Source organism: Streptomyces sp. NPDC058678 (genome assembly GCF_042714835.1).
Lineage (GTDB): Bacteria > Actinomycetota > Actinomycetes > Streptomycetales > Streptomycetaceae > Streptomyces.
The window spans coordinates 69,037-90,341 of sequence record NZ_JBHXSG010000031.1 but is presented as its reverse complement, the minus strand read 5'-3'; the positions used below and the strand labels follow the sequence as shown (position 1 = coordinate 90,341).

The window sequence follows — 21,305 nt, the reverse complement described above, 5'->3', positions numbered from 1 at the left end:
AGCCGCGAGCAAGTCAGGTGCCCGGCCTCCGAGTGACGTCGTGGTGGGCCAGGGCCCGCCTGGAGGACAGGGACCCGGCCGCCGCGGTGGGCCAGGGCCCCGCCCGGAGGACACGGACCCGGCCGCCGCGGTGGGCCAGGGCCCCGCCCGGAGGACACGGACCCTGCCGCCGCGGTGGGCCAGGGCCCCGCCCGGAGGACACGGACCCGGCCGCCGCCCACGTCGCGAGGCCGAGCGCCCGGCGGCGGGGCTGAAGGCCCATCCGACGTACGAGGAGGAGAAGTAGCTCCCGCTTCCCTACGCGTCAGGGGTAAGCGGCGGGCGTCTAGAACGGCAGCGGCCGTCCGTGCACCACCTCCAGCCGGGACACGGCCCGCGTAAGCACCACGTACAGCCGGTGCAACCCCCGCTCCTCCGCCTCCGCGACGGCGGCGGGCTCGACGGCGACGACATGGTCGTACTCGAGGCCCTTGACGAGGGTCGCGGGGACGACGCTCACGCGGGCGGCCGGCGCGTCCGGGCCCGCGGCCGGGATCCCGGCCGCGTCAAGCGCCCCTCGCACCCGGTCGACGTCCGCGTCGGCCGCGATCACCCCGACGGACCCCTCGTGCGCCGACGCGTCCCGTACGGCGTCCACGACCGCGCCGAGCAGGTCACCGGCCGGAACCGGGCGGATCCGCAACTCCCCGTCCCCGCGCAGCGACTCCCCCGCCGGGACGTCCACGTCCAGCCTCGCCAGCAGCCGGTTGGCGAGGGCCACCACGGCCTTCGGCACGCGGAAGCCGGTCGTCAGCGGTACGACGGCCGCGTCCGGTTTCCCCAGGTGGCGCAGGGTCGTGAGCCAGGACCGGGCAGCCCAGGGCGTGGTGCCCTGCGCGAGGTCGCCGAGGACCGTGAGCGAGCCGAAGGAAGCCCGGCGGGCGATCGCCCGGCACTCCATCGGGGAGAGGTCCTGCGCCTCGTCGACGACGAGATGGCCGTAGGCCCGCGGATGCTCGACGAGCCCGGCCACCTCGTCGAGCAGGACGAGGTCGGCGGCCGACCAGCGGGCCGACTTCCACGAGCGCGGTGGCCTCGCCCACAGCAGGGCCTTCTGCTCGTCGGCGTCCAGCAGCCCGTCGGCGGCGGCCGCCAACACCTCGCGGTCGGTGAGGAGTTCGGCCACCACCTCCTCGGGCCGGACCCGCGGCCACACGGCGTCGACGTACCCCCCGACCGCCCGCGACCGCGAGATCCGCTGCACCCAGGCGGCGCTCTGCGGCCCCGCCCGCCGTTCGGCCCGCAGCTGCACACTCCGCACGACCCGGCTGCGCACCCGCTCCCGCCCGACGCCGTACGGCGGCTCCTCCGCCCGTACCCCGTCCAGGATCCGCGCGAGTTCACCCGCGGCCACCCGCCACCGGGACGACCCGTCGGGCACCGCGAGATCCCCGGCCGCCCCCTCCCCCGACACCCGTGCGTACAGCGCCCGCCGCAGCACCCGCGCCATCCGGACGTCGTGCTTGACGACGGCCGTCCGCTCGTCGTCGGCCCCGCCGACCGGGTGCCGGGCGATCTCCTCCAGGAGCGTGGACTGCCTCACGCCCGTCTCGCCCAGGGCGGGCAGCACCGCCGCGATGTACGACAGGAAGGTGCGGTTGGGCCCGAGGATCAGCAGTCCGCCGCGCCGGATGCGCTGCGGGTGGGTGTAGAGCAGGTAGGCGGCCCGGTGCAGGCCGACCGCGGTCTTGCCGGTGCCCGGGGCGCCCTGCACGCACACCGACATGGCCAGGTCCCCTCGTACGAGATCGTCCTGCTCGGGCTGGATGGTCGCGGCGATGTCCCGCATGGGGCCGACGCGGGGACGCTCGATCTCCCGGGCGACGATGTCGCTCGCCCGGCTCTCTCCCCTGCCGAGGTGCTCGTCCTCCAGCCCCGTGAGGTCGGCGGAGTCGCCCAGGCTGCCGGGCGCCCAGCCGAAGCGGCGGCGGACGGCGACGCCCTGCGGGTCACCGGCGCTCGCCTGGTAGAAGGCACGGGAGACGGGGGCGCGCCAGTCGACGACGAGGGGCGGCGCGGCGGGGTGCTCGCTGATCCGCAGCCGCCCGAGGTGATACTCCTGCCCGGCGTGCTCACCGTCCGCGAAGTCCAGCCGCCCGAAGAACAAAGGCCCTTCGGGCAGTTCCCGCATCTCCTTGGCCCGGCTGCGCAGCCGGTACCCGAGGACCTCGGCGTCGGCACCGGAGGCGGAGACGTCCTCGCCGGTGACGACGTGTTCGCCGGCCCCGTCGACCATGGCGGTCAGGGCGGCGCGGCAGCGGTCGTGGTGGGCGCGTTCGCGGCGGAGGGAGTCCCGGAGGGAGGGGTCGGGTGACGTCATTCCAGCGAGCGTAGCGGAATAACGTAACCGAGTTAATTTTTTTACCGAGACTCGAAAGGCGCGAGCCCCTCTCTTATGCCAAGTGCGGCAACCCCGCCTCCAGCACCCCGAACGCACGCTCCGCCGCGGCCACCGCGTCCCCCCTCACGTCCGCCACCCGCTCCCCGTCCGCGATCCGCCGCCAGTTCTCGAGCGCGAGGATCCGCTGTACGGCCACGATCTGCCCGGCTGCCAGACGCGCGTCCAGGTCACCGCCGAGCGCCCCGGCCAGCGCGGCCTCCGACCGCTCCTGGTACCCGTACAGCCGGGCGACCAGCGCGGGCGTCCCGTAGAGCAGCGCGTGGAAGGCGAGCACCTGGGGATGGTCATTGAGCCCGGTGACGGGGTCGTCCCGCTCCAGCCCGGCGAGGAAGTGCCGCCGCAGCGCCACGAGAGGCGGCGCCTCCTCCCGCTCCACCACCCGCGCGGCCTCCCCCTCGTGATCGGCGAACCGGTACAGCACGAGGTCCTCCTTCGCCGGGAAGTACCGGAAGAGGGTCGGCTTCGAGATCTCCGCCGCGGCCGCGACCTCGGCGACGGAGACCGCGTCGAACCCCTTCTCCAGGAACAGCCGGATCGCGAGGTCCGACACGACCTGGTACATCCGCTGCTTCTTGCGCTCGCGCAGTCCCACGTTGCCGGTACTCATGACTGCGCAGCGTAGCTCCGGCGCCAGCGCGTCAAGGCGACCGCCGTCTCCCACGGAGTCGGTACCGCGGACAGACCGAGCGGCTCGGCGCCGGCTCGCAGAACCCTGCGCAGCCGTGGCACCGTGGCTCTGAGCGTGGCGCCGTTGCCCAGGTCGACCGCCGCTCTGATGACGTCCGTGAAGACGGACTGCGCCCGCTTGAAGGCGAGGATGCGCGGCAGATCGGCCTGCCAGCCGCGGGAGGCACCCGCGAGCGTGGACTCGATCGACCGCGCCCAGCGTTCGGCGACGTGGCGGTGCTGGTACTCGGGGTAGCGCATCAGGTACAGGTGCGTCGCAAGGTCGTACAACGGGTCGCCGAACACGGCCAGCTCCCAGTCGATGGCCCACAGCCGGGCGCCAGGATCGATGATCAGGTTTTCTCGGTGCAGATCCCCGTGCAGAAGGTGGAACGGACGCTCGGAGACTCCCGCCACACACATGCGCAGCCGCCTGAACGCGTCCGCGCCGATTCCGAGGTCCCGGAAGAGGCTGCCGAACCTGTGCTCATTGCGGGCGTACACGCCCTCCTCGGCGAAGAGCACCAGTCGCTCGATGAAGCCCTGGCTGTCACCGTCGACGTTCTCCTCGGCCAGACACCGGACGGGCAGGGAGTCGGGGCGTATCGCGGCCAGCTCCGCCACCAGTTCCAGGAGCTGCGACACGACAGCGGCCGGTACCCGAGTGCCCGGCTGGAACCGGGAGCCGAGCGTCTCGCCCTCGATGTATCTCTGGAGGACCACCGACCCGACGCGGATCACCTCCGGAACGCCTCCGACCCGGCCGGCCAGGGCATGCAGGAGTTCCTCCTCGTCCGCGAAACTCCGCCGGTCGAACCAGATCAGGTTCGGCCGCGGTTCCCGCACCTTCCACCGGCCCCGGCCGGTGTCCGACCCGTTCGGCGGCAGGAGGAAGGCGTACATCTCATGGTGGTAGCCCTCAAGGGGACCAAGCAGGGGCTGGCCCCCGGCCACCTCGCTCGCACGCCGACGGGCGCGTCCAGCGGTATCAGGTGCCGCGTCGTCACCTCTCATCAAGCCAAACAGCATACGAGTTGAGCACCACCGGGGCCCCTGCACCGCGCAATTCCGACTCCTTGTGGCTGTTGCGCCCGAACCCGATGAAGCGGACTCCCGCCCGCCGGGCCGCGTTCACGTCGGCCGGCGAGTCGCCGATCATCACGGCTTCCTCGCGGCGCAGCCCCAGGCTCCGCAAGGCACGGACGACGACGTCGGGATGCGGTTTCATGAGGTCGAGGTCGCGGGTACGTCCGTGCACCACGTCGAAACAGCCCTGCAGACCGTGGGATTCGAGGTAGGAGGAGGCCGCCCGGGCCGAGTTGTTGGTGACCACGGCGAGCCGCAGTCCACGCTGGGAGAGTCGCCGGATCAACTCGGCCGCGCCGGGCGTGGGCCACGCCTTGTGGGCGGCGGCCACCTCCCTCACACTCACGTGCTCCTCCAGCGCGTCGACCAGATCCTCGCGCTCCGGGCTCGCCCGGTGCACGGCTCGCAGGACCGCATGGGGGTCCTTGCCCTGTTCCTCGCGTGCCGTCAGCAGTTGCTTGGCGCCCGCCCTCGCCAGCAGCGCCCTGAGTTCGTCGGCGACGGGCAGCGACGACCCGTTCGGAAAGAGCCGGCAGACCGGACCGTCGAAGTCGAACAGAACCCCGCGGACCCCCGAGAGCAGTGCTCCGCCACCCCTTACCGCGTCGACCTCAACAGCCATGCCTCTCCAGGCCTTCCACCAGTAGCTCCCCGACATCGACGGCCGATTCCTGCACCTGCGGCCTGCGCAGTCTCCGGGCGGTTCCTCTGGGGTGATCGGCGTCCGGACACCGCCGGCCGACGGCCCGCGCGGGACGCGCCCGGTCGGCCCGACCGAAGAAACCCCGGTCGGTTGCGTCCGCGCGGTCCTTCTCGTGCCACTCGCGCACCGCCTCGGCGGCCGTCGACTCGTCCACGGGTTCGCCCTTCAGCCCGAGCGGCGCCCAGGCTCTTCCCAGGGCACCGCACACCCGCTCCGCCGCCTGCGCGAAGTCCTCGGCCGCGGGATCGTCAGGCAGGGCGAGCGCCGCCCGCATCACGTCGGGGAACACGGACTGCACGTATTCGAAGCCCAAGTAGTGGTCGAGATCCTGGTCGATGCCCGCCGTCTTGTCCCCGTGGCCCGCCTCCCGCATCGCGTCGGTCCACAGTCCGACCATGAGCTCGTGCTCGCTGCGGTCGTAGTCCATTCGGACGAGATGGGTCGCGAGGTCGTGGAGTGGATCCCCGTAGAGCGTCAGTTCCCAGTCGATGACGGAGAGCTGCTCGCCCTCGTCCGTCGGCGTCACCACCACATTGGCCCGATGGACGTCCGTGTGCAGAAACGCGAACGGCCGTGGTGTGAGTTCGGGTACGGACCGCAGAAACTGGCTCACCATGTCGCGCGGCACGCCCACCGCATCGAACAACCGCCCGAAACGCGGCCGATTGGCCAGGTGAACCTGGTGCTCCGTGAACCGCGCCAGGCGGTGCAGGAAGCCGATGCTGTCACCACTTCCGGGCCAATCGGACGGAGGATGCGGCAGAGCGTCGTGCGGCACACCGACAAGGCGGGCGAAGAACTCCGCCAGCGCCGACAGCCGGCCGACGCCGACCGGCCCTTTCGGCGTCTCGTCGGCCAGCGCCTGCCCCGCGAGGTAGGCCTGCAGCGACCAGGCTCCGAAGTCCGCCAGACAGCGCGGAACCTCACCCACCCGCGGACTCATCGCCCGTAGTACCTCCGACTCGCTCCACAGCCGCGGTACGACCTCCACCGTTTCGACGGGCACCCGGAACTTGGCACGGATCTGTCCGGAATCCATACCCAGCAAATACGCGAGCGGTTGCCCAAGGGGCAAAATGTGGTTTCTGTTGTGGTGGCCGATGACCACTTCGCCGCCGGAGCGACGCCGTTGCAGCTCCGCGAAGAGGCGAACCAGTGCCTGGTGCGCTCCGCGGGGCAGAGGGGACGACATGGGCGCAGAGAGTAGCGGTTCGTGTGATCCTTCTCACCGATAGCCACTATTTGGACACCTTTCCTGTCGGGATTGAAGGAGGGCGTCACCACCTGCGGATTTCAGCCGCGATCAGCCGCTACCGGGCGCTCAGATTCCAGCGACTGTCGAACCACTCTCGGTAGTCGCCGTACTGCGAGTCGTCCTCGGGCCCCTCGACACGCCTCTTGTAGTGGTGGAGGTTGACCCCCACGCCCTTGACATCTATGGCCCCGTTGACGCTCGTGCCGTCGTCGAGCCTGATGGGGCCCACGACCGGGGAGTAGAGGCCCACCAGGGCGTCGGTGTCGTTGAGGAGAATCAGCTTGAACTGCGGGGTCCACGGCCTTCTGCGGATCTCGAGATCGGTTTCGACCCCCTTCGCCCTCAACCGGTCACAGAAGTCCCCCATCTCCGCCGCGTGTCGGCGCACCCTGTTCCGCCACCGCTGACGGACGCGGTCGTCCTGCGGATCCAGAGCCCGGGGATACTCCAGGTCCGCCTCCTCGGACGGGAGCAGCATCCGCACACTCACGCGCTGCGGAGTGAGCCGTCCCGCCTCGACCAGTTCCGTCTGCGAGTTGAAGTGCCCGATGAAGGACTCCGCAGTCAGCGCCACCACTTCCAGTGACACCTCGGACTCCTTGAAGGCCTCGCCGATGTACTCGTAGAGCGTGGGCCGCACCTGCGCGTCATCGCCCTGCACGGCACCGTCCACGGGCCGTTTGACGACCCTGCTCCCGCTGCCCCGCTTGGAAACGATCCAGCCCTCTTGGGCGAGGTCCTTGAGCGCCCTCTGCACGACGTCCCTGGAAACCTGGAAGTCGATCTCGAGGTCACGCTGCGTCGGCAGCACGTCGCCGACCCGGTACGTCCCGTCCACCAGCCTCAGCCAAAGGGCGTTGTACACGCGGCTGTACTTCCGCCCGCCACCTTCGCGCCTCTCCGGAACAGTCACATACCGAACCTACCGCCTTGCGGGTTCGATGACACCACCACGAGCCAATAAACCTCTTCTTTGGACGGGCAGTTAGCCGATCAAGCATCCAGGGAACAGTCAACTTGCCAGGCTAAGCAGTCCAATTGACAGGCAAGTTGACAGAACGGGGGGCGCCATGAAGGCCAAGGAGGAGCTGGAGCTGCTGGGGGGTGTGACCTTGATCGTCGTGGAAACGACAGTGCAGGGCGCGTACGGCGCCTTGGGGGCCGTAGGTTTTCTGCTCCTGGTAATTGGGCTGAAAGCGGCCAACACCACGTGCGCCGCCACGGGCGCCGTCCTCCTGCTCCTCCTCATGACCCAGGCCTAGCCGGACACCTTCGGGATCGGCCTGACGGAGATCAGGAATGCTCACGCACAACAGACAGCAGCGGCTCCAACGAGCGCAGGACGTTCTGGGCCCCAGCCTTACGCAACTGCTGCTCCCTGGCGGACGTACGCGCGTAGCCCAGGAAGGGGACACCCGCGGATTGCGCGGCGGCGTGATCCGAGACGGTGTCACCGATCATCAGCGAGCTCTCCGGAGGCGCCCCCATCGCTCGCAACGCCCGATTAAGGGTTTCGGGATGCGGCTTGAGCAGGCTCAGATCCTGTGTCCGGCCGTATATGTGCGGGGCGAAACAGGCAATGAGCCCTCTCCCGTTCAAGTAGGAGTGCACCGTACGGGCCGAGTTGTTGGTCGCTATGGCGAGTCGCACGCCGACGGCGACCCAGGTACGGATCAGCGGGTCCGCCCAGGCTGTGGGCATGGCATCGCGTATGGCCTTCAACTCGTGCTGGGTGAGCTGCTCTTCGAGTTCGACCACCAGGTCGCTGTCCGGGGGCTGACGACGAGCGACCGTGCTCAGCACGCCGTGTGGGTCCGGGCGCACCCGCTCCTCCTCGGTCAGCACCGCGTACAGCCCGCGCTTCCTCAGCCATTCCACCTGGTCCCGCGCGATGGCCTCCGCCGAACTGCCGGGGAACAGACGACAAATCGGACCGTCGAAGTCGAAGAGGACATACCGTGCTTGAGCGACCAACTCCTGCAGGCTCTCGAACTCGCTTTCCATCACGTCGGTCTGTCCGGTCTCAGCAGTCACTAAGCGAGTGTCGGCGAATCCGCGATCGATTCCCAGAGGGCGTCGAACCATTTCCGGGTCTCCGCCACGAACGCCGGGTCGCGCCGGACGAACAGCGGCGAACTGAGACCTCGCACGTCACGGACGTCGATCTGGCCGACGCCCTGGACCTCCTTCGGATAGGTGTCGATGTGGTACAGGCCTTCGAGCACCGTCGTGCCGTTCAGGATGTACCTCTTTGTCAGGGGCGTGTTCCTGATCCGGCGGAAGGCCGCGCCGGCATCCAGTCCGTGCACCTCACGCAGGGAACGGAAGGCGCCTCGCATGATGCGGATCTGGTGATCGATCTGGAGCATCACCTCCCGCTGCACCGCCTCCCTGTGCTCCGGCTGACTCACCGGGACCGGAAACGTCAGTTCGCTGTCCGGGCTCGGGAGCAGGCACCGCACCCTGACCGAGCGGGGGCTCACCTTCCCGTCCTCTATGACCGTGCGCATGTGGTTCAACCCGTGCATGAGCGTCTCGGCGGTGAAGCAAAGTGCGTCGATCTGCACGTCGGGAAATTCGGGATCGGTGAACGCCGCCTCCAGATGAGGCCCCAGGGACACCAGGGCCGCTCTGGGCCCCTGCACGTCCTCTGCGGGCTCCGCCACTCGCGCGCGACTTCCCCTGCCCCGGTGATCCAACAGACCGTCCGCCTGGAGCGCTTCCAACGCCTGACGGACCGCACCGCGTTCCACGCCGAACTCCTCGGCGAGTTCAGCCTGGGTGGGCAGGCGCTCCCCCGGCTTGAGAACGCTTGCCCTGATGCGCTTACGAAGCTCCGCGGCGATCTCCTGGGGCGAGGCTTTACGGCTGACGTTCACTGTCGCGTTCTCCGGGTTCACGGTCGGGCTCCGCTCGGTGCTACGGCTGCCGAGGGCTGCCTGCGACATCCGTCAGAAGAGTGTCAGGTCCGTAGTAATGGTTTCCCAGAGGGCGTCGAACCACTTCTGGGACTCCTCCACGAACGCGGCGTCGCGTTGGCCGGCCCGTGTCTCGAAGGAGAAGAGCAGGGCCTCGGTGCCGATGACGTCGTACATGTCGATCGTTCCCCGGTCCGAGGACTCCTCCCTGCGCGTGATCATGTAGTACGCGATCAGGGCCTCCTCCTGGTTGAGGAGATACAGCTTCACCGGCGGCGTGAACGGCAGCGCGCGGAACGTGACGCGGACATCGATGCCGTGCGAGGAGCGCAGGGCATGCAGGTTGTGGCGCAGGACGTGGCCCTGGGCGTTGCGCATCTCCAGCCAGCGCTGGTGTACCGGATCGTCGTCACCGCGCCCCTCCACGGGCACCGGAAAAGCCAGGTTGATGTCCCGGGAGGGCAGCAGAATGCGGACATCGATCGACTGGGGGTGGATGCGACCCTCGTGGATGAGGCGGAGCGGCTCGCTCATGCCCACCAGGAGGGTCTCAGCGGTCAGGCAGGCAGCGTCGACCCGGACGTGCGGCACCGCAAAGGCTTCTGCCAGGCGAGGAGCCAGGCCCACCATCGTCGGCTGAGGATCCGTCCTGGCGGGTGCCGGTTCCGCGATCCGCGGCGGACTCCCCTTGCTCACGTTGCTGAGCAGCCCGTCCTCCTGGAGTACCCGCAGGGCCTGTCGCACGGTGCCCCGCTCCACGCTGAACTCGTCGGCGAGTTCCGCCTGGGTGGGGAGGCGTTGGCCCGCCTTGAGGTCACCCACGCGGATGCGTTCGCGCAGGATGTCGGCGATTTCCTGAGGGGAGAGCCTTCTGCTGCCGTTCACTGCCACGTTCTCCTGGGTCACGACCAAACGCTACAACTTCGATCCATCTGTGGGGAGTTGTTTGAAAGTTGTTTATGGATAGCTGCCAAGTGGGGACAACATAACCATAGTTGGTTGCCAACTTGGTCGAGTTGGCGGAAGTTTTGCCTCCTGATCCGTCCCGCCCCGGAAGCCCGAAGGGGGAACCACCGTGCCTGTCCTCGCCCTCCTCTGCGCCGTGTTCGTCGTCGGCGTCGAGCAGACCGTCCAGTGGAAGTACGGCATGGCCGGCATCATCGGCCTGCTGCTGCTCACCGTAGGCATCAAGGCCAAGAGCCCGGCCGTCAGCTCCGTCGGGGCGGTCATGCTCGCACTGCTGGTCACACGGCCCGCCCTGTGACCGACCGGTGTCCTCGTCCGAGCGACCGGTGCCCCGATCAGCCACTGTGGGAGACATCAGCTCGTGAGCAACAGCTCCGAACTGATCGTCTCCCACAGTGCGTTGAACCACAGGTGGGACTGTTCCACGAACGTCGTGTCGCGCAGGCCGGCGCCCTGCGCGAAGGCGAACAGCATCGACCGGGTGCCCTCGGCGTCGTACATCTCCAGCTGCTCGTGGTCGAACTCCGCCGCGCGCCGGGTCAGCGTGTAGTACGCGAAGAGGGCCTCCTCTCCGTTGAGCAGGTACAGCTTCACGGGTGGGGTGAAGGGCAGCGCTCGGAAGGAGACACGCACGTCGATGCCGTGGGTGGAGCGCAGGGCCAGCAGGTTGTGCTTCAGCACCTGCCCCTGGGCGTTGCGGTGGGCCAGCCAGCGCTGCTGGACCGGGGGCCCGTAGCCGTGGTCCTCGACCGGGACCGGGAAGGCGAGGTCGATGTCCCGGCTCGGCAGCAGCACCCGGACGTCGATCTTGGCCGGTTTCAGCTCCCCGGCGTGAATCCGGCGCAGCGGCTCACCGATGGCCAGGGTGAGGGAGACCGAGGTCAGGCAGAGGGCGTCGATCTCGACGTGCGGGGCCGCGAAGGCGGCCGCGATACGGGGGGCGAGGGCCGCCGTGGTGGGAAGCGGCGGGGCCCCGGGACCGGCCGGCGGCCCGCTCAGGCCCAGGTCGGGAGCCACGGTCGCCGGGCTTCCCTTGGAAACGTTGGTCAGCAGGTGCTCCGACTGCAGGATGTACAGAGCCTGCCGTATGACCCCCCGCTCGACCCCGAACTCGTCGGCCAGCCTGGCCTGGGTGGGCATGCGCTGGCCCGGCCGCAGTGTCCCGGACCGGATCCGGGCACGCAGCTCGTCGGCCACCTCGCGATGTGTCCTCTGTGGCCGCTGTGACCTCTTCCGCCCATTGACGGCGGGGTGTTTCGGGTCCACGACCAAACACTACAACTTCCCGCCATCTTTGGGCAGTTCAAGGGAAGGTGGTTATGAGTCGCTTCCAAGTGGAGAGAAGTACAGTGAAGTTGGTAGCCAACTTGAGCAACATGGTCAAACTTCCACAAGGTTGGCCACCGTCCCGAAAACAAGGGGGACCGCCATGCCGCTCATCGCCCTCGTCATCGCCGCCCTCGCGGTCGGCTTCGAAGCGCTCGTCCAGTGGAAGCTGGGCGCGATGGGCATCGTCGCCTTCGTCGCTCTCACCGTCGGCGTCAAGACCAAGAGCGCCGCGATCGGCGGCATCGGCGCAGTGATCCTCGTGATGCTGCTCGCCCAGTCCGGCTGATCGGGCTCCCTTCCGGAGGGGAGCCGGGAGCCCGGTCGGTCTGCACAGCCACAACTGAACACCGTCACCACCGAGCCCAGCCACAACTGAACATCGTCAGCACCGTCAGCACAGTCACAACTTCACAGCTCGCTACGGATACCGCACAGCCACAACTGAACAGCTCGCTACGGATGCAGAGCAAGCACCAATGAGCAAGCAGCGATCAGCACTGTCGTCGGCAGAAAGGAGGTCTCAGAACATGTCCGGGCACCAAGGCCGCCTGGACGTACGCAGCAGGGCGTCGGCCAACCGGCCGGCGCCCGCTCGTCCTTCCCGGACCCTGCCCAGCGCCGCCAGCCGCACCGCGGACTCGTCGCCCAGCCACAGAGCCGACAGGTCGCCGACGTCGAGCGTGAGGTCGGCGTTCCGCTGTGTCGGCGTGCAGGAGGCACCCGCCTCCGACGCGTCCAGCCGGTACCGCCCGCCGGTCAGCCCACCGCCGTCGACCACCTCGAGCACGAGCGAACCCTCCCCCGCGTACGTCCGCGCCTCCAGCGCTCGTACGACGTCCAGGATCCGCACCCACAGCCAGTCGCCCTGCGTGGTGGCCGTGGCCGCCCTGGGGTTCGGCAGGACGAAGGGGAGCAGGTCGTCGGGGGCCCGCCAGCCGCTCTTCACCTTCGTGACCCAGTCGATCGAGCAGAGGTAGCGCCACAGGGCGCGTTCGGCCGCCGGGGTCTCCGCGAGCAGCCACTGCACGGACACCGTGTCGTGCGGCAGCTTGCCGTGCCAGTTGTCGTCGGCCGCGTACGCGACCAGACCCTCGACCTCGCCGTTCGCCGAGCGGTACACCGCGTAGTACGGCTCCTTCCATGACGGGTCGAACCGTAGGACACCGGTGTTGACCCGCCACCACGTCTCGTCGCGGCTGACCGCGCCGGGCTGGGCGCGGCGCACCCGCTCGTGGAGTTCGGGGCCGAGCTTGCGGACGTCCTCGCCGTCCACGAGGTCGATACGGCCGCCGTCCTCGGGGCTGCCGGAGCGGCGGGGGTCCAGGCCGGTGCGCGCGACGTCGACCGTCCACTCGGTCATCCAGGTGGCGGGGCCGAAGCCGTAGCGGCCGTAGATCTGGTACTCGGCGGCGATCAGGGTGGCGACGACGTCACCGCGCTCCTTCGCTGCCGCCAGGTCCTGGGCCATCATGCGGGTGAGCAGGCCGCGACGGCGGTGGGTGGCGGTGACGGTGACGCCGGTGACGGCGTCGGCGGGAACGGCCCCGCCGCCGACGGCCGTGAGTTCCTGACTGAAGGACTTGAAGGTGGCGACGCAGCGGCCGTTGTCGAAGGCACCCAGGTAGCGCCCGGCCTCGCCGGTTTCGAACTGGGCGCGACGGGCTTCGAGCTCGATCTCGGAGGGGATGGGCTCGCGCAGGAAGCCGGTGTTCACCGCGCGGATCCAGTCGGGGAACTCGGACTCGGTGATGGGTCGGACGTCGATGGCGGGGTGCGGGCGCGTCATGAAGTCACGGTAGGCGCCCGTCTGTGAGGTGTCTCGGGATTTCCTCGCCGCCTCGGGAGACTCCGCCCGGGAAGACTCCCGAGGCGGCGGGGACTCCCCGCCCGGGAAGATTCCCGAGGCGGCGGAGGCTCCGCCCGGAAACCTCCCAGGAGGAGGAGACCCCGCCTCGGGAGAGACAGCCGCGCCCCGTCAGAAGGCCGCCCGGATCTCCCCCACCACCCGGCCCCCGCCCTCCAGCGGCGCCCGCCCGATCCGCCGCACCACCGGCGAATCCACCCCCAGCAGTTCCAGCGCCCGCGCCAGTACCGGACCCAGTGCCCGGCCGCCGCCGTCCTCCACCTTGAAGGCGAGGGCGCGTCCGTCCGGAAGGGCGACCGCCTGTACCGCCTCCGCGCCCATCTTGGAGAGGGTGCCGGGCAGCTCGCGCATCAGCCAGGTGTCGGGGCGGCGGGTGCCGGCGACGTACTCGGGGTGGGCGCGCATGGCGTCCGCGACCCGGCGTTCCGCCGTGCCGGGGTCGGCGTGGACGAAGGTGCGGTAGGCGCGGGCCAGGCCGGTCAGGCTGATCGCCATCAGGGGCGCCCCGCAGCCGTCCGTGCCGACCGCGGCCACCTCCTCGCCGGACGCCTCCTCCACAACCCCGTGGATGAGCCGCTGCAACGGATGATCGGCCGCGAGGTACGTCTCCGGCGGCCAGCCGCGCAGCGCGCACACCGCCAGCATCGCCGTGTGCTTGCCGGAGCAGTTCATGGTCACGCGGGAGCGCACCGCGCCCGACGCGAGGTAGGTCTCCCGCTCCTCGGCGTCCAGCGGCAGGTCCGGCGGGCACTGGAGCGAGTCCTCGCTCAGCCCGTGCTCGTCCAGCATCTTCTGGACCAGGTCGCGGTGGAAGGGCTCCCCGGAGTGGCTGGCCGCGGCCAGCGCCAGGCGCTCGCCCGCGAGGTCCAGGCCCGCCCGCAGTACGCCCGCCGCCTGCATGGGCTTGTTGGAGGAACGCGGGAAGACCGGGGACGTCACGTCGCCGAGTGCCAGTTCCACCGACCCGTCCGCGTCCAGCAGGACCAGACTGCCCCGGTGCCGCCCTTCGACGAACCCGGAGCGCACGACCTCGGCGAGGACGGGGGGTATGGCGGGCAGGGCAGCGGAACGGGACGCGGACATCGGCGGTGGCCTCCGGAGATCGGGTGACCCGCCCCGACAGCGGGCCCCGGGATCGCCGGTACGGCCACCGCCTCAGGTGAGCAGGTCGTCGACTTGAGCTTCCCCCTCACGGTACCTGCGGGCGATCTCCGCACTGCAGTCGTCGGCCGTGCGCTGCAGCCGCTGCCGGCGCCGGGACACCTGCTGCTCGTGCCGCACCAGCCGGCCCATCGCGGTGTTCAGCTCCAGGTCGGTGCGCGCGTCCAGGTCCGACAGCTCGACCTCGGCGAGCATCTCCGCGGCCAGCAGCCGGTACTCCTCGCTGTGCGGGGTGCCCAGCGTCACATGACGGGCGGAGGAGCGGTGCCGGGCCGGCGCGTCGGTGAGGATCTCCGACAGCCGGTCGAAGACGGCCGCAGCCCCCGCGGGAGACCGCCGGGCAAGCTCCGCCCGCAGGATGTCGATACGGCCCTGGAGCAGCCGCCGCAGGTAGCTGAGGTCGGCCTCGTCCCGCTGGGCGTCCCGGCGCAGGGTGCGCAGCTCGGGCAGGCTCAGCAGCGACAGGTCGGGTTCGGTGGGGTCCGCGGGCAGCAGCGGGCTGCCTGTGCGTTGGACGGGCGGCCGCTGAGTTCCCAGCCACCCCTCGATACTCGATGTGCTCATGTGTCTCTACCGTCCCCTCGACCGGATGTGGAAGCATCGTGCCACCCCAAGTGGCCGCTATGTGAACGAGTGCCCCCGAACGGCCCCAGATGGGCGGTTAAGGAACAGAAAACGGCACGTGCGGAGCACTGGCCGCCGCCCGGCATGATGGTCGTATGCGTGCAGTGGTGCAGAGGGTGGACGGCGCGAGCGTCGTCGTGGACGGCGAGACGGTCGGGGAGATCGACGGCGAGGGACTGTGCGTCCTGGTCGGCGTGACCCACGAGGACACCAAGGAGAAGGCGGCCCAGCTCGCCCGCAAGCTGTGGTCGATCCGCATGCTGGCCGACGAGAGGTCGTGCAGCGACATCGACGCCCCGCTCCTCGTCATCAGCCAGTTCACCCTTTACGGCGACGCCCGCAAGGGCCGCCGCCCCACCTGGAACGCGGCCGCCCCCGGCGACGTCGCCGAGCCGCTCGTGGACGAGGTGGTCGCCCAACTGCGTTCCCTCGGCGCGACGGTGGAGACGGGCCGCTTCGGCGCGAAGATGCGGGTGTCGCTGACGAACGACGGCCCGTTCACCGTGCAGATCGAGATCTGAGGCCCGAAGAACCAGAGCTCGAACCAGATCTCGAATCAGAGCTCGGAGTAGGGCTCGAACTAGGGTTCTACGACGACTTCCTGGGCCGCGGCCGTCGTGTCGGCCATCAGTCGCGCGTCCACCGGCACGTTCCGCTTCACCAGTGCCAGCGCGACCGGCCCCAGCTCGTGGTGGCGTACGGACGTCGTGATGAAGCCGATCTTGCGGCCGTCGGGGCCCTCGTCCGCGAGGCGGATGTCCGTGCCGGCCACCGGGAGGTGGACCTCGCTGCCGTCGAGGTGGAGGAAGACGAGCCTCCTCGGCGGCTTCCCGAGGTTCTGCACCCGGGCCACCGTCTCCTGGCCGCGGTAGCAGCCCTTCTGGAGGTGCACCGCGGTGCCGATCCAGCCCAGCTCGTGCGGGATGGTGCGGTGGTCGGTCTCGAAGCCGAGACGGGGGCGGTGCTGCTCGACGCGCAGCGCCTCGTACGCCAGGATCCCGGCCGCGGGGCCGGTCTTCTCGGCGTACGACTCCAGGTCCTCGCGCGGCAGGAACAGATCACGGCCGTACGCCGTCTCACGGACCACGACGCCCTCGGGCACCCCGGCGATGGAACCGGCCGGCAGGTGGACGACCGCGAAGTCGGCGGTGCGGTCGGCGACCTCGACCCGGTTGAAGAACTTCATCGACTCCAGATAGGCGACCAGCGCGTCCTGGGTACCGGGCTCGACGTGCGCCCAGACCGTCACACCGTCGTCCACCAGGTACAGGGCGTGCTCGATGTGGCCGTGCGCGGACAGGATCAGCGCCTCGGCGGCCTGCCCGGTGGGCAGGTCGCTGACGTGCTGGGTGAGCAGCAGGTGCAGCCAGCTCAGCCGGTCCTCACCGGTGACGGTGACGACCCCGCGGTGCGAGAGATCGACGAAACCGGTGCCGCCGGCGAGGGCGCGCTGTTCGCGGAACAGGTCGCCGTAGTGGGCGGCGACGCCTTCGTCCACACCCTCGGCGGGGACGGCGCCGGACAGGGACAGCAGGGGGCTCTTCATACGGCTAAGCCTACGACTCGGTAGTTGAACCCTTGAGCGCAGAACTCTGGGCTGCCTTGCGGGAACAGTCGTTGCACCGGCCGAAGATCGCGAAGTGCTTCATGTCGGTCTCGAAGCCGAACTCCTTGCGGAGCTTGGCGGTGAACTCGGCCGCCACCGAGATGTCGGCCTCGATGACGTTCGTGCAGTCGCGGCAGACCAGGTGGATGTGGTGGTGCCGGTCCGCGAGGTGGTACGTCGGCGCGCCGTGCCCGAGGTGGGCATGGCTGACCAGCCCGAGCTCCTCCAGGAGCTCCAGCGTCCGGTACACGGTCGAAATGTTGACCCCCGACGCGGTCTTCCTCACCTCGATGAGGATGTCGTCGGGGGTCGCGTGTTCCAGCGTGTCCACGGCTTCGAGCACGAGTTGCCGCTGCGGCGTCAGCCGGTAGCCGCGCTGCCTGAGGTCGCTCTTCCAGTCGGTGCTCACCACACCAGAGAGTCTAGGACCAATGGCGAACGCGATTCCTACTGGAGAACTCCTACTTGAAGAACGCGATGCCGTCGTCCGGCATGTCGTCGGGGAGGGCCTTGGCCCAGCGCTCGACGTCCTCGGGGGTGACGACCTTCTTCAGGTGGGCCGACATGTAGGGGCGCAGCTCGACCTCGGGGGTCTGCTTCTCGCCGACCCACATGAGGTCGCTGTTGACATAGCCGTACAGCCGCTTGCCGCCGGTGTAGGGGCCCGAGGCGGCCGTCCGGGCCACGGCGTCCGTGACCAGGTCGATCTGCGGCTTCTTGGCGGCCAGGTCGCCGTACCAGACCTCGACGACACCGTCGTCGCGGACCATGGTGACCTCGACCTTGCGGTCGGCGTCGATCCGCCAGAAGCCGGACTCGGACTCCAGCGGCCTGACCTTGTTGCCGTCGTTGTCGAGCACCCAGGTGTGGGAGTGGTACTCCAGGAAGTCCCGACCGTCGTGCGTGAAGGTGACCTCCTGTCCGAAGTTGCACTTCTCGGAACCGGGGAAGTCGTGCACGCCCGCGCCCGCCCAGTTTCCGAGCAGGAAGACGAGGGGGACCAGGTCCTTGTGGAGGTCGGACGGGATCTCGATCATGAGCAGCAGTTCCTAGACGTGGGTCAGCGCTGGCCCTGGTACAGCTTCTTCACCGTCAGTCCGGCGAAGGCGAGCACGCCGACGCAGACCAGGATCAGCAGGGCTTCGAAGAAAACCTCAAGCACGGAGTGCTCCTCGGACGATCGTGGATGGCAGTACACAGTGGGATGGCAGTACACAAAAGCCGGGCCCCAGCTTACGCGGCCGGGGCCCGGCCCTCTCCGTGAGGTGTGCCCTCACCGAGGTCACCCCAGCAGCTGGCTCTGCAGGGTCACCGTCTGCTGGAACGGAACGGCCTTCGCCGTGCCCTTCCGGGACTGGATGATCACGGCGAGGACGTCACCGGCGGCCAGGTACGCCTGCCGGACCTGCTCGGCGCCGTACGGCTTCGCCTCCGTGTACACCGAGCGCTGGACGTCGTCGACGCGGGCCGACTCCGGGAAGTCCTCGTCGAAGACGGAGGAGCCCGCACCGCGCAACAGGCGGCCGGGGCTGCTGTACGGGGCGATGTCCGCGGAGAACGCCTCGTCCACGACGGCCGCGGTGTCGAAGTGCAGGAGGTAGATCCGCGTGTGCGTGCCCTCCTCGGTGGTCCACCCGCGGGCCGCGATGTGCCGCAGTCCGTCGTCGACGAGCTCCTGCTGGAACTCCTCGCGATCCTCCGGCTCGTACTCGGCCAGGAAGTCCTTCGTCGCCAGCCAGCCGTCCGAGCCGCGCAGCGCCTTGTCCTGCGTGGCCCCCGCGGGGGCGGGCAGCAGCAGGGCACGCAGGTCGGCGTAGTGCGCGCCGGCCTTGTTCGCCTCGTCGAAGGGCTCCGGGCTGCCCGACGGCAGCGGCGGCTTCACCAGCTCCGGGTAGTCCCACCGCCCGTCCGACTCCGTCGCCAGACCCGGTACGTCCGTCCGCTCCATCCGCGTGATGCCGTACGCGGCCGACGCCCCGACCGCCGCGAAGACCACGACGGCCGCGGTCCAGCGCAGGACGGCACGCAGGACGCGGCGGTCCTTGGGGGCGGGGGGTGCGAGGGATACGAGGGGTGCCTGGAGGGGCGGGTCGGTGGGCGGCGGGGGCGGAGGCGGGGACAGGACCGACTGCGGGTGGGTCGCTGTCGGCTCCGCGACCGTCGCCGGCTCTGTGACCTGCGGCTGCTCGGTCATACCGCCTCCCCCGGCTCGGCTATGCGGTCGAGCTGCTCGCTCAGCAGCATCGCGACCCCCTTGGTGTCGAGTGGCTTGACGCCGTCCGCGGTGGCGGTGACCAGGACGTCGCCCTGGTAGGCGGAGCAGTACATGGTGTCGAGGTCCGTGTCGTCGTCCTCGGGCGGCAGGAAGCACTCGGCGTTCTTGTGGCCCTTGACCTCGGGGCCCTTGCGGAAGACGTCCAGGGCGTCGAGGAACTCGTTCTGGAACGTGGCCATGTCGCGGACGGCCGCACGGCTCTCCATCTGCGCCAGCACGATGCTCACCGCGAAGGTGCCCTCGTTCTCGCTGAGGGCGCTGGCGTCCGAGCTGAGGTAGCTGCGCATCGCCATGCCCTTGATGCGCTGCCGGTCGATCTCCTTCTCCAGCTTCCTGCGCTGGCTGCGGGGCAGGCCGCTCAGCGACTCCTTGCGCAGGGCGGTCGCCTGGGCGCCGCTGAGCTCCGCGTCGGAGCCGTACTCGCCGAGGTCGGGGCCACGGCTCCAGCCGTCGGTGCCGTACGGCACGAGGACGCCGGCGAGGCCCTTGGCGGTGGCCGCCTTCTTGTCCTCGGCCGTGGTCTTCGGGAGCTTCCAGACCGGGGCGCCGGCGTCACGGTCTGCGTCGTTCACGGTCACGACGGTCTGGCCGACACCGGCGACCACGGCACCGACGAGGACGAGGGATCCGGCCACAGCGGCGATACGGCGACGCGGGAAGGCTTTCTTGGCGGGCGGCGGCGGGACGGGCACGCCGTAGGCGTCGAACGCGGCGGGCACCGAAGACTGCCCGGACTCGACCGGCTCGCTCTGGACCGGCTCGCTCTGGACCGGCTCGCTCTGGACCGGCTCGTTCTGGTTCTCGGTCACAGCCGCTCCAACTGCCGCTCGGCCAGGCCCATGATCTTCTTCTTGGAGATCGGCTTGGTGTCGTAGATCCAGATCTCCATGACGATGTCGCCGCGCCAGGCGTGGGCCTCCGCGCTGTAGAGCGGCAGGTACCCGGCCTCGCGCTCGGGCTTTGTGTGGACGTACGCCATGCCGTTGCCGGTGCCGGGGACGGTCCAGCTCTCGGTGGCCGCCTCGGCGTCCGCCCAGTACTGGCTGTCGTCCACCATGTCGGCGGCCGCGGGGGCCTCCTCCTGGCGGAACTGGATCAGCCGGATCTCCAGGGTGGTCGTGCCGGACTCCCAGCCGGTGACGGCCGCGCGGCGGAACTCGTCGCCGACGAGGTCGCCGAAGATCTCGTCCGGCGACTTGTACAGGTCGGCGTAGGCGGCCAGGTCCATCCAGCCGTCGGTGCCGGACAGCCAGTCGGCGTTCTTCGCGCCGCCCGGCTTCTTCAGCAGCAGCTTGCGCAGGTCGCCGTCGGTCCGCACGCGGCGGTCCTGGGCGGCGGACAGCGGCTCGGGGCCCTTGCCCTTCGCCTGCGCCAGCGTCGGCTGGGAGAGCGAGGGCAGTTTCGTCGGCTCGCGGTCGGCCTGCACCACGTAGCCGGCGCAGGTGCCGGCGACCAGGCCTAGGACGGCGGCACCGGCGATCAGCAGCGCGGTACGCCCGCGCCGGCGGGGCCGGGGCGCGACCATCGGGTTTACCGGAGCAACCGGGGCGACTGGGGCGTCGGCTACTTCTTCGGGTACTTCCAAGACGTCCCCCCACAGAACGTGAAGTGCGCATTCCGTATGCGCGCTCACAGGAGACTCATGGTCGGAGCACCGAGTTGTAGCGGCGTTGATTACGATTCGACCATGGCAAAAAAGCTCGTGATCAAGGTGACGGCCGGGGCGGATGCCCCCGAGCGGTGCTCGCAGGCGTTCACGGTGGCGGCGGTGGCCGTGGCCAGCGGCGTCGACGTCTCCCTGTGGCTGACCGGCGAGTCCGCGTGGTTCGCCCTCCCGGGCCGTGCCGCCGAGTTCGACCTGCCCCACGCGGCCCCCCTCCCCGACCTCCTCGACTCGATCCTCACAGCAGGCCGCGTCACCCTGTGCACCCAGTGCGCGGCCCGCCGGGACATCACGGAGAACGACGTCATCAAGGGCGTACGCATCGCGGGAGCCCAGGTGTTCGTCCAGGAGGCACTGGGGGACGAGACGCAGGCGCTCGTCTACTGAGACGGCACGTCCAGGCCCGCACCGACGCCGGTCGGCATCGGTCCCGGCTTCCTACTGCCGCCGCCTCTTCCCGTCCAGCTCGTCCCACCAGTCGTCGGACTTCGGGTCGCCGGAGGGGTCGTCCCACCAGCGGTCGTCGGGTCCTCGGCGGTTGGCGACCATGGCGGCGAGCGGGGGGATGACCATGGCCACCACACACATGCCCACCGCCACGGGGATCGACCAGAGGCGCACGACCCCCCAGGCCAGGACGAAGAGGCCGATGCAGGTCCCCATCATGGCGAAGTACACGTGCCGGCGCCGTGCGTACATGGCACCAGGGTAGATCCGCCACGGCGCACCTGGGCCGGCCCTGCGCCCGG

At 69.8% G+C, this 21,305-nt stretch carries 25 protein-coding genes; 5 read left to right on the top strand and 20 right to left on the bottom strand.

Annotated elements, in window-relative coordinates:
- Positions 1 to 325 precede the first annotated feature (325 nt).
- From ACFWWR_RS26505 to ACFWWR_RS26480, 6 genes are all read right to left on the bottom strand, one after another.
- On the bottom strand, positions 326 to 2,359 hold the full coding sequence (locus ACFWWR_RS26505; RefSeq protein ID WP_383866616.1) for a HelD family protein: 2,034 nt from the start codon (positions 2,357 to 2,359) through the stop codon (positions 326 to 328).
- A 73-nt stretch (positions 2,360 to 2,432) separates the two neighbouring features.
- Entirely contained in the window at positions 2,433 to 3,047 is a 615-nt protein-coding gene (locus ACFWWR_RS26500; RefSeq protein WP_384305649.1) for a TetR family transcriptional regulator, read from the bottom strand.
- Entirely contained in the window at positions 3,044 to 4,009 is a 966-nt protein-coding gene (locus ACFWWR_RS26495) for a phosphotransferase (RefSeq protein ID WP_383866620.1), read from the bottom strand. The genes ACFWWR_RS26500 and ACFWWR_RS26495 overlap by 4 nt, the downstream gene beginning before the upstream one ends.
- A gap of 100 nt (positions 4,010 to 4,109) precedes the next feature.
- On the bottom strand, positions 4,110 to 4,814 hold the full coding sequence (locus ACFWWR_RS26490; RefSeq protein WP_384305646.1) for an HAD family hydrolase: 705 nt from the start codon (positions 4,812 to 4,814) through the stop codon (positions 4,110 to 4,112).
- Positions 4,804 to 6,003: a phosphotransferase family protein gene (locus ACFWWR_RS26485; RefSeq protein WP_384305644.1), complete on the bottom strand. Its 1,200-nt coding sequence runs from the start codon at positions 6,001 to 6,003 to the stop codon at positions 4,804 to 4,806. The genes ACFWWR_RS26490 and ACFWWR_RS26485 overlap by 11 nt, the downstream gene beginning before the upstream one ends.
- 202 nt (positions 6,004 to 6,205) lie before the next feature.
- A complete protein-coding gene (locus tag ACFWWR_RS26480) occupies positions 6,206 to 7,015 on the bottom strand; it encodes a winged helix-turn-helix domain-containing protein (RefSeq protein ID WP_383866626.1) in 810 nt (269 codons plus the stop codon).
- A gap of 205 nt (positions 7,016 to 7,220) precedes the next feature.
- Between ACFWWR_RS26480 and ACFWWR_RS26475 the strand changes: the two genes are divergently transcribed.
- Positions 7,221 to 7,412: a hypothetical protein gene (locus tag ACFWWR_RS26475; protein ID WP_383866628.1), complete on the top strand. Its 192-nt coding sequence runs from the start codon at positions 7,221 to 7,223 to the stop codon at positions 7,410 to 7,412.
- 31 nt (positions 7,413 to 7,443) lie between these two features.
- On the opposite strand, the gene ACFWWR_RS26470 is transcribed toward ACFWWR_RS26475, so the two are convergent.
- From ACFWWR_RS26470 to ACFWWR_RS26460, 3 genes are read right to left on the bottom strand one after another with little or no spacing between them, the layout of a single operon-like run.
- Positions 7,444 to 8,184, bottom strand: a complete 741-nt coding sequence (locus ACFWWR_RS26470; RefSeq protein ID WP_383866629.1) for an HAD family hydrolase — start codon at positions 8,182 to 8,184, stop codon at positions 7,444 to 7,446.
- Positions 8,184 to 9,098: a winged helix-turn-helix domain-containing protein gene (locus ACFWWR_RS26465; RefSeq protein WP_383866631.1), complete on the bottom strand. Its 915-nt coding sequence runs from the start codon at positions 9,096 to 9,098 to the stop codon at positions 8,184 to 8,186. The genes ACFWWR_RS26470 and ACFWWR_RS26465 overlap by 1 nt, the downstream gene beginning before the upstream one ends.
- 3 nt (positions 9,099 to 9,101) lie before the next feature.
- Entirely contained in the window at positions 9,102 to 9,980 is an 879-nt protein-coding gene (locus ACFWWR_RS26460) for a GntR family transcriptional regulator (RefSeq protein ID WP_383866633.1), read from the bottom strand.
- 163 nt (positions 9,981 to 10,143) lie between these two features.
- Here ACFWWR_RS26460 and ACFWWR_RS26455 point away from each other — a divergent pair, with 163 nt between their 5' ends.
- On the top strand, positions 10,144 to 10,332 hold the full coding sequence (locus ACFWWR_RS26455; protein WP_383866634.1) for a hypothetical protein: 189 nt from the start codon (positions 10,144 to 10,146) through the stop codon (positions 10,330 to 10,332).
- A 56-nt stretch (positions 10,333 to 10,388) separates the two neighbouring features.
- On the opposite strand, the gene ACFWWR_RS26450 is transcribed toward ACFWWR_RS26455, so the two are convergent.
- On the bottom strand, positions 10,389 to 11,306 hold the full coding sequence (locus ACFWWR_RS26450; protein ID WP_384305642.1) for a winged helix-turn-helix domain-containing protein: 918 nt from the start codon (positions 11,304 to 11,306) through the stop codon (positions 10,389 to 10,391).
- Between the two features lie 157 nt (positions 11,307 to 11,463).
- Between ACFWWR_RS26450 and ACFWWR_RS26445 the strand changes: the two genes are divergently transcribed.
- Positions 11,464 to 11,649 (top strand): hypothetical protein, encoded by a 186-nt coding sequence (locus ACFWWR_RS26445; protein ID WP_217237023.1) that lies wholly within the window; start codon positions 11,464 to 11,466, stop codon positions 11,647 to 11,649.
- Positions 11,650 to 11,883: 234 nt separating this feature from the next.
- Here the strand turns inward: ACFWWR_RS26445 and ACFWWR_RS26440 are convergent, their stop codons facing one another.
- From ACFWWR_RS26440 to ACFWWR_RS26430, 3 genes are all read right to left on the bottom strand, one after another.
- Positions 11,884 to 13,149: a GNAT family N-acetyltransferase gene (locus tag ACFWWR_RS26440; RefSeq protein ID WP_384305639.1), complete on the bottom strand. Its 1,266-nt coding sequence runs from the start codon at positions 13,147 to 13,149 to the stop codon at positions 11,884 to 11,886.
- Positions 13,150 to 13,338: 189 nt separating this feature from the next.
- On the bottom strand, positions 13,339 to 14,310 hold the full coding sequence (locus tag ACFWWR_RS26435) for an asparaginase (protein WP_383866640.1): 972 nt from the start codon (positions 14,308 to 14,310) through the stop codon (positions 13,339 to 13,341).
- 72 nt (positions 14,311 to 14,382) lie between these two features.
- Complete coding sequence (locus tag ACFWWR_RS26430) at positions 14,383 to 14,952, bottom strand: aerial mycelium formation protein (RefSeq protein WP_383866642.1); 570 nt, start codon at positions 14,950 to 14,952, stop codon at positions 14,383 to 14,385.
- A 155-nt stretch (positions 14,953 to 15,107) separates the two neighbouring features.
- Here ACFWWR_RS26430 and dtd point away from each other — a divergent pair, with 155 nt between their 5' ends.
- Entirely contained in the window at positions 15,108 to 15,533 is a 426-nt protein-coding gene (gene dtd, locus ACFWWR_RS26425; protein WP_383866644.1) for a D-aminoacyl-tRNA deacylase, read from the top strand.
- Between the two features lie 59 nt (positions 15,534 to 15,592).
- On the opposite strand, the gene ACFWWR_RS26420 is transcribed toward dtd, so the two are convergent.
- The 6 genes from ACFWWR_RS26420 to ACFWWR_RS26395 form a co-directional block, all read right to left on the bottom strand.
- The gene (locus ACFWWR_RS26420) at positions 15,593 to 16,558 is read right to left on the bottom strand and encodes a YgfZ/GcvT domain-containing protein (protein WP_383866646.1); all 966 of its coding nucleotides are present in this window, start codon (positions 16,556 to 16,558) and stop codon (positions 15,593 to 15,595) included.
- Positions 16,559 to 16,568: 10 nt separating this feature from the next.
- Positions 16,569 to 17,030 (bottom strand): Fur family transcriptional regulator, encoded by a 462-nt coding sequence (locus tag ACFWWR_RS26415; protein WP_383866648.1) that lies wholly within the window; start codon positions 17,028 to 17,030, stop codon positions 16,569 to 16,571.
- Positions 17,031 to 17,079: 49 nt separating this feature from the next.
- The gene (locus ACFWWR_RS26410; protein WP_217237030.1) at positions 17,080 to 17,655 is read right to left on the bottom strand and encodes an FABP family protein; all 576 of its coding nucleotides are present in this window, start codon (positions 17,653 to 17,655) and stop codon (positions 17,080 to 17,082) included.
- A 245-nt stretch (positions 17,656 to 17,900) separates the two neighbouring features.
- Positions 17,901 to 18,812 (bottom strand): hypothetical protein, encoded by a 912-nt coding sequence (locus tag ACFWWR_RS26405; protein WP_384305637.1) that lies wholly within the window; start codon positions 18,810 to 18,812, stop codon positions 17,901 to 17,903.
- Positions 18,809 to 19,702 (bottom strand): hypothetical protein, encoded by an 894-nt coding sequence (locus ACFWWR_RS26400; RefSeq protein ID WP_384305635.1) that lies wholly within the window; start codon positions 19,700 to 19,702, stop codon positions 18,809 to 18,811. The genes ACFWWR_RS26405 and ACFWWR_RS26400 overlap by 4 nt, the downstream gene beginning before the upstream one ends.
- A complete protein-coding gene (locus ACFWWR_RS26395) occupies positions 19,699 to 20,418 on the bottom strand; it encodes a hypothetical protein (protein ID WP_383866654.1) in 720 nt (239 codons plus the stop codon). The genes ACFWWR_RS26400 and ACFWWR_RS26395 overlap by 4 nt, the downstream gene beginning before the upstream one ends.
- 162 nt (positions 20,419 to 20,580) lie before the next feature.
- Here ACFWWR_RS26395 and ACFWWR_RS26390 point away from each other — a divergent pair, with 162 nt between their 5' ends.
- Complete coding sequence (locus ACFWWR_RS26390; protein ID WP_383866656.1) at positions 20,581 to 20,943, top strand: DsrE family protein; 363 nt, start codon at positions 20,581 to 20,583, stop codon at positions 20,941 to 20,943.
- A gap of 51 nt (positions 20,944 to 20,994) precedes the next feature.
- On the opposite strand, the gene ACFWWR_RS26385 is transcribed toward ACFWWR_RS26390, so the two are convergent.
- The gene (locus tag ACFWWR_RS26385; RefSeq protein WP_383866658.1) at positions 20,995 to 21,255 is read right to left on the bottom strand and encodes a DUF3099 domain-containing protein; all 261 of its coding nucleotides are present in this window, start codon (positions 21,253 to 21,255) and stop codon (positions 20,995 to 20,997) included.
- Between the last annotated feature and the right edge of the window lie 50 nt (positions 21,256 to 21,305).